Annotated in this window: 6 protein-coding genes; all 6 read right to left on the bottom strand. The window is 48.4% G+C overall.

Translation table 11 applies throughout. The features are described from left to right. Positions 1-2,433, bottom strand: a 2,433-nt coding sequence (locus tag HUU10_15545) for a tape measure protein (protein ID NUQ83016.1), incomplete at its 3' end; no start/stop codon positions are given. A 330-nt stretch (positions 2,434-2,763) separates the two neighbouring features. Next, positions 2,764-3,144, bottom strand: coding sequence for a hypothetical protein (locus HUU10_15550; protein NUQ83017.1), 381 nt, complete (start codon positions 3,142-3,144; stop codon positions 2,764-2,766). 8 nt (positions 3,145-3,152) lie between these two features. Next, positions 3,153-4,037: a hypothetical protein gene (locus HUU10_15555; GenBank protein NUQ83018.1), complete on the bottom strand. Its 885-nt coding sequence runs from the start codon at positions 4,035-4,037 to the stop codon at positions 3,153-3,155. After that, the gene (locus HUU10_15560) at positions 4,037-4,240 is read right to left on the bottom strand and encodes a hypothetical protein (protein ID NUQ83019.1); all 204 of its coding nucleotides are present in this window, start codon (positions 4,238-4,240) and stop codon (positions 4,037-4,039) included. Before HUU10_15560 ends, HUU10_15555 begins: the two co-directional genes overlap by 1 nt. Then, positions 4,240-5,145: a hypothetical protein gene (locus tag HUU10_15565; GenBank protein NUQ83020.1), complete on the bottom strand. Its 906-nt coding sequence runs from the start codon at positions 5,143-5,145 to the stop codon at positions 4,240-4,242. The genes HUU10_15560 and HUU10_15565 overlap by 1 nt, the downstream gene beginning before the upstream one ends. After that, the coding region (locus tag HUU10_15570; protein ID NUQ83021.1) for a hypothetical protein at positions 5,145-5,544 on the bottom strand (400 nt) is incomplete at its 5' end. The genes HUU10_15570 and HUU10_15565, both read right to left, overlap by 1 nt.

The raw sequence follows: 5,544 nt of genomic DNA on the forward strand, positions 1-5,544 counted from the left end.
TTGAGAGGCACTTGCTGTCGATGCCATTTGTGCAAGCTGAAGGCGAGGAATGATATCCTGCTGAATCACCTCTTCAAACTTTCGTTGAGGTGCAACTATCTCTACCCGGCGTCCTTCAAAAAATCCCGGACCATTTCTGGGATCCAATACACCACCTTCATCAAAACCCACTGCCTTTATGCTTGCCTTGACAACACCGACTGAGGCCGCAACGCCAGCAGCAGCAAGAGGCACTGCAAATGGACCAAAACCGGAGAAAAAGGTCAGGTAGCTTTGCCACAATGTTGATGCAATTTCCCACATCTTTTTCCCGAGGGTTACCGCGACTTCCCAGGATACAGCTGCGATTCTTGCTACTGCTCCGGCATTGGTTGCTGCAGTCATTTCCGCCTCACCCATCGCGTGGGCAATTGCCTTGGCCCCAACATACTGAATGAATTCGAGTTTCATCCCTTCCCATATTCTCTGCATCCGCTCTTTGCCGGTTACAGATTTATCGAGGATATCAGAGCTGAAGTCATACCAGATCGATTGCATGTCGTAGACATTTTGACGCCAGGCATCTCGCTCAAGGTTATGTTGCTCAACCCGGAGAGCAGTAATGTTTTCACTGATTCTGAGTTTTTCCTCCTCGGTACCCTGATGGTTTAAAAGGATCTCTTCATTTATCCGAATCTGCTCTTCGAGGGTTCGATCCTGGGAATAAATTTGCGCATCAGCATTTTCGCGGGCATCATCAAAATAATCCCGATTTGTCTTTCTGTACTTAGGTGCATTTGGACGCGACCGGGTTGGGGCATCAATCATTTTCGCGTCTTTAAGTCCGGCCCGGCGTTCAGCATCCCACGCCTCACCGCTTCTGGATAGTTTATTCAACTCCTCCCATGCGTCTAATTGATCCTTAAGAACTCCATGTTCCTTTTTAAGAACATCAACCCGCTCGAGGTCTCCCTTTAAAATGGACTCATTTATTTCCTTCTCGATTTTTGCCGAACGGATTACTGCTTCGAAGTAGTTGAATTTTTTTTCGTCCTGCTTTGTGCTGGAACCTTCAATTTCACCTTGTCTGGCAAGTAGTTCATTTCTCTGTTTTACCAGGGAAAGATGGTGCTCCAGAACCTGATCGTAATCACCCCGAGCTCCACCGGCCAGCCAGGCTTGGCGTGCTCGTTCGATAGAAGCAGTAGATTGTTCGAGTTCCTTATTTAGTTTTGAAATTGAACTGCTGACCTGGTCCCTGTTTAGCTTTTGAACGGCTTGAGAGTAGGATTCAGTTGCACTGGTGGCTTCATCTGTGGAATCTTTGAGTAGTCCCCATGCAGTTGCAAGGGCAGTGATTCCAATGACTGCCCAGCCGATCGGACCAAGGGAAACAAAGAACCCTTTTACAGCTGCAGTTGCCAGTCTGATGGCAGCTGTCACCCCACCAGTGGAAATGGCAGTGGCCAGATTTGCTGTTGCGACTCTCGCCGAAGTGATGATCCAGGTATTCCACCCTGCAATCATGGCACGCAGTCCGGTTGCCTCCATGGTGACCACTGCTGCAGTTACCAACCCAATTGTACCCAAGACACCGACAAGTGCTGGGTTCATTTCGATCAGGGTCGATGAAATATCACCGGCCATTTCAACAAATCCCTCCGCAACCGGCATCAGGTTCTGGCCGATGGTGGTTGAAATCTGTCCAATAGAATCTGAGACGGTAGACATCCGGCCGGCCAAAGTCTGCGACTGCTTTTCCATCATCTGGTAAAAGCGGCCACCTTCAGAAGTAGCAGAAATCAGCGACTGCTTAACCATGTCATAGCCAATTGCACCCGATTCCATCTGCTTTTTCAGACTGGCCATGCTCTGACCAGTTGTCCGGGAAATTTCCTGAAGTGGATTAAATCCGGCATTAATTAACTGAAGTAGGTCCTGTCCCTGCAAACGGCCCGCACTCGCCACCTGACCCATGACAATAGCCAGAGATTGAAGTTTCTGAGCATTTCCTCCGGATACATCGCCGAGCTGACCAAGTAATACCTGAGCCTCGTCAATGGAAATTCCAAAATTCAAAAGGACTTGGGTTGCATCCTGCAGGTCCCGGAATTCAAAAGGAGTTGAAGCTGCACGCTCTTTCAGATTTGAAATGGTCTGATCTGCAATTTCTGCGGAACCGGTGAGGACTTCGAAGGCCACCCTTGATTGCTCCATTGCTGAAGCATCCATGATTGGCTTGGTAAATGTACCAAGGACCTTCTGCGCCAGTTCGAGGCCCTGGTTGATTTCAGTGAAGGCTGTTTGCATCCGACCAGTTCCCTGCTCGGTATCATCGCCAGCCTTCTTTGCTGCGAGTCCAATTTCCTTCAGCTGCTCTTCGGTCAGTTCCATTGTTGCAATGGCTTCTTTTCCGTCGACAGTGATCTTTAATTTGATCTCATTTGTGGCCATGGTTACTCCATTGATACGCCAGAGATCAAGCGCTCAACTATTGTTTGAAAGGTCCTCCATTCGTCATCAGTCCGGGCAGTAATTACCTCAACAACAATCCCATTTACGCTCTTGGTAACAGACCGGTTTTCATTGTCAATTTCAATGCTGAGTGTGCCAGACGGAATACTGATTTCAAACTTGATGTTTTTCATTCTTCGCTTTCAAAATAATAGGCTTCACGACTTCGGCTTGACACATACGCCTCGGCTATTTCCGTGTACGAGCAACTTTCCTTAATCTGGATAGTCTTTATAGGATCATCCTTGGCAACTGACCAAATAACCCACTTCAGCCCTTTTCCGCTGGCCCACTCTTCTGCCCAACGTTCAACCCGGATTTTTGAATTTGTGCGTGAGGAGGGTTCGATTCTTTTAAGAAGTTCAATGCAATAAGCAAGGTCGACTCGTATTGCGACAAAAAATCGTGCAGGACCTCCAAAACCTGCGCCATCTCTGCTTCTGTTTCCCAGTTGGGTTCAGGAACCATACTGGTTGGATCTGCTCTCTCAACAATGCCCCTTGCGAGCTTTGCCTTTTGTCGTGGTGTTTTGGCAGCCAGGTATTCATTGTCAAATGTTTCTGCCCGGTTTGGTGTGCATTTTACCAGCCGGTAACGAATCCCGGCGATCACATAAATTTTAGGTGCCTTGTATTCAGCAGGTGTTTCCATGATGCTCCTTAATTGTTGATGAATGAAGTCGGTACGGATGGTCCATGCATGACCACGAGATTGTCGAACTCACACACGCTGTTTCCGGTATCAGCCTTGGTCACCAATTCCAACCGGACATATTTCGTATTTGCATGACCAATGGCGAGAGAACCACTGAGAAGAGTAAGGCCATTGGAAGCGGTCAGAATTGAGAGTGTTTCAGTGATTGCACCTGATCCATCATGTCCGATTAACTGAAGCCGGTGAGAGATCCCGGCGGTTCCACCAGACCCGTAAATGTTTCCCCGGATACTAAACACCATTCCTTTAATCGCGGGAATCTTTTTGGTGTTCAGCGCTTTTGCAAATGTTCCTGGAGTGGATGCGGTTAAACGAAGTGCATTTCCGACTGCAGTGGTGAAGGACCCATTCGGTGTAACGGTTCCGAAGGAAGCAGAGGTAATTGTGAACTCAGTTGCAACTGAACCATCGGCATCAGTGGGATCCAGAATGTTGGTTCTTCTGGTAATTAATGCGCCAGCTTTGCTGATGGCCATTGAAATTTCCAGCTCAATGATTTCACCAGTCTTTTGTGATTGCTTTTCCCGACACCGGATCGTGGTGTTTTCCATCCATATCCGGGTGTTTTCTAAACCATAGACCCACAGGTTTAAGGGAGTGTTGGCTGCCGACCAAGTTAGTATTTGGTCAAACTTCTCATGATCTCCTACGACTGCCTTAAACCGGTGAGTCCGGGTTTCATTCCACGCTTGCTGATCCCACAGCTCAGTTCCTTCATCTTCCGATTCATACTGACCTTCCCGAAGAATTTCCTGCAGGAAAACGGCCTGTGAGAAATGCGTGTCGGTTGCAGGTGCCAGACAAATAATCTGACTGCCGGTTGAGATCATTATTCCTCATCTTCCGCCATGACACCATAGGAAACCAATTCGGTGGCAACAGATTTCGGGATGTACTTTCCGGTCTCATACACTTCGCCTTCCTGCAGAACCTGTCCGGCAGTCAAATTGGCATCGAGCACTTCCCGGGTCTCGTTATTTACCTGGTTCAGATGAAAGTCATGCAGTACCGTCCACGATTTTCTGGTAGCCATTATGCCTCCGTGAATTGTGCAAGATTTTCGTTGCCATACACCAACATCAGGTTGTCGAATTCACAAGTGGCAGACCCACCTGAATTGTTTACAACCAATGTAAGGCCGGCAAATTTCGTGTTGGCGTTGGCAACCGTTATCTGACCCAAGAGTGTCCGTGCCCCGGCATTGGAGTCGGTAACCTCGAGGGATTCAGTAAATGCAGAGGTGCCGTCAAAACAACGCAGCCCCATTTTCCGATTGAATGAACTGGTTTGATTATACAGGTAGGTGTTCCCATACACTGAAAAGACCATCCCATTTTTGACCGGAATGTTGAACCCTCCAGCGGATCCCGCTGTGTGTGCATACGAAAGACCGGGAGAGGACTGAACCAATTTCAGAACCGGATTGACCCCCAATGGGAATGACCCGTTTTTGGTGGTTGATGAAATTGTCCCGTTGGTTGGAGTATAGAACCTGGCAACAGATGAACCATTCGACAGCGTTGGGAACAGCAGATTTTTCCCGTGCCGGATATCCAGATTGAAACCGGTCTTCACAAACTTAATTGTGAAAATCGCTGGCTTTCCATCTCCACTATCTACACCATCAGAAATCAGAGCATCCGTGGGAGCCATCCAAAGAACCGATCCTCCCGGCCCGTAGGCGTATGCTTTCAGTGAGGATCCAGCAGCAATCCATCCACGGATTGTATCAACGCTGGCAGGGTCGATGAATTCAATCTCCAACTCATGGCGAAATCCCACACATGAACTTTCCCCGGTTTTCAATTCCTTTTGTAAGGTGGCAAGGGAATAACCCTTCCCGCCTGTGATCTGGTCTAACCACACCGCCGAATTAAAGTTGGCATCATCGGAGGTAACGATGCAGACCTGATCATACAGATCAAGTACTGGTTGCATTATGCCTCCGTGATCAGAGCAGCGCGGTTAAGTTCGGTTTTCTTACCGGAAATTTTATAGGTCTTGATCCCGTCCTTTGGCTCAATATCAAGTTTGATCCGAACACCTGTAGTGCCGCCAAACGTCAGGGAACCAGACAGGTTTGTTTCCTTAATTTGGAACAGGGTACCTGCTGCGATATCCGCGAGAATGTTCGCCTCGGTTGCGCCCGTGCTTGATTGACATTCATCAAAGACGTACTCGAATTCTCCGGTGCCATTGGTATAGCGCTCCTGATCATCAGACAAGGTGACACCATTGCCCTTCCAGGAAATCCCTTTGCTTTCCTTTGCGACATTGTACAGCTCAAGGTTAGCTGTGCCGAACGCAGAGTTTCCAACGTTTCCGCCGGACGCCACA

It is taken from the genome of Bacteroidota bacterium (assembly GCA_013360915.1).
In the GTDB taxonomy this organism is placed as follows: Bacteria; Bacteroidota; JABWAT01; order JABWAT01; family JABWAT01; genus JABWAT01.

Excerpts from the sequence above, each read along its gene's own strand:
- HUU10_15550 (NUQ83017.1), bottom strand. The coding sequence starts at position 3,144 with ATGGAAACACCTGCTGAATACAAGGCACCTAAAATTTATGTGATCGCC.
- HUU10_15565 (NUQ83020.1), bottom strand. The coding sequence starts at position 5,145 with ATGCAACCAGTACTTGATCTGTATGATCAGGTCTGCATCGTTACCTCC.
- HUU10_15560 (NUQ83019.1), bottom strand. The coding sequence starts at position 4,240 with ATGGCTACCAGAAAATCGTGGACGGTACTGCATGACTTTCATCTGAAC.
- HUU10_15555 (NUQ83018.1), bottom strand. The coding sequence starts at position 4,037 with ATGATCTCAACCGGCAGTCAGATTATTTGTCTGGCACCTGCAACCGAC.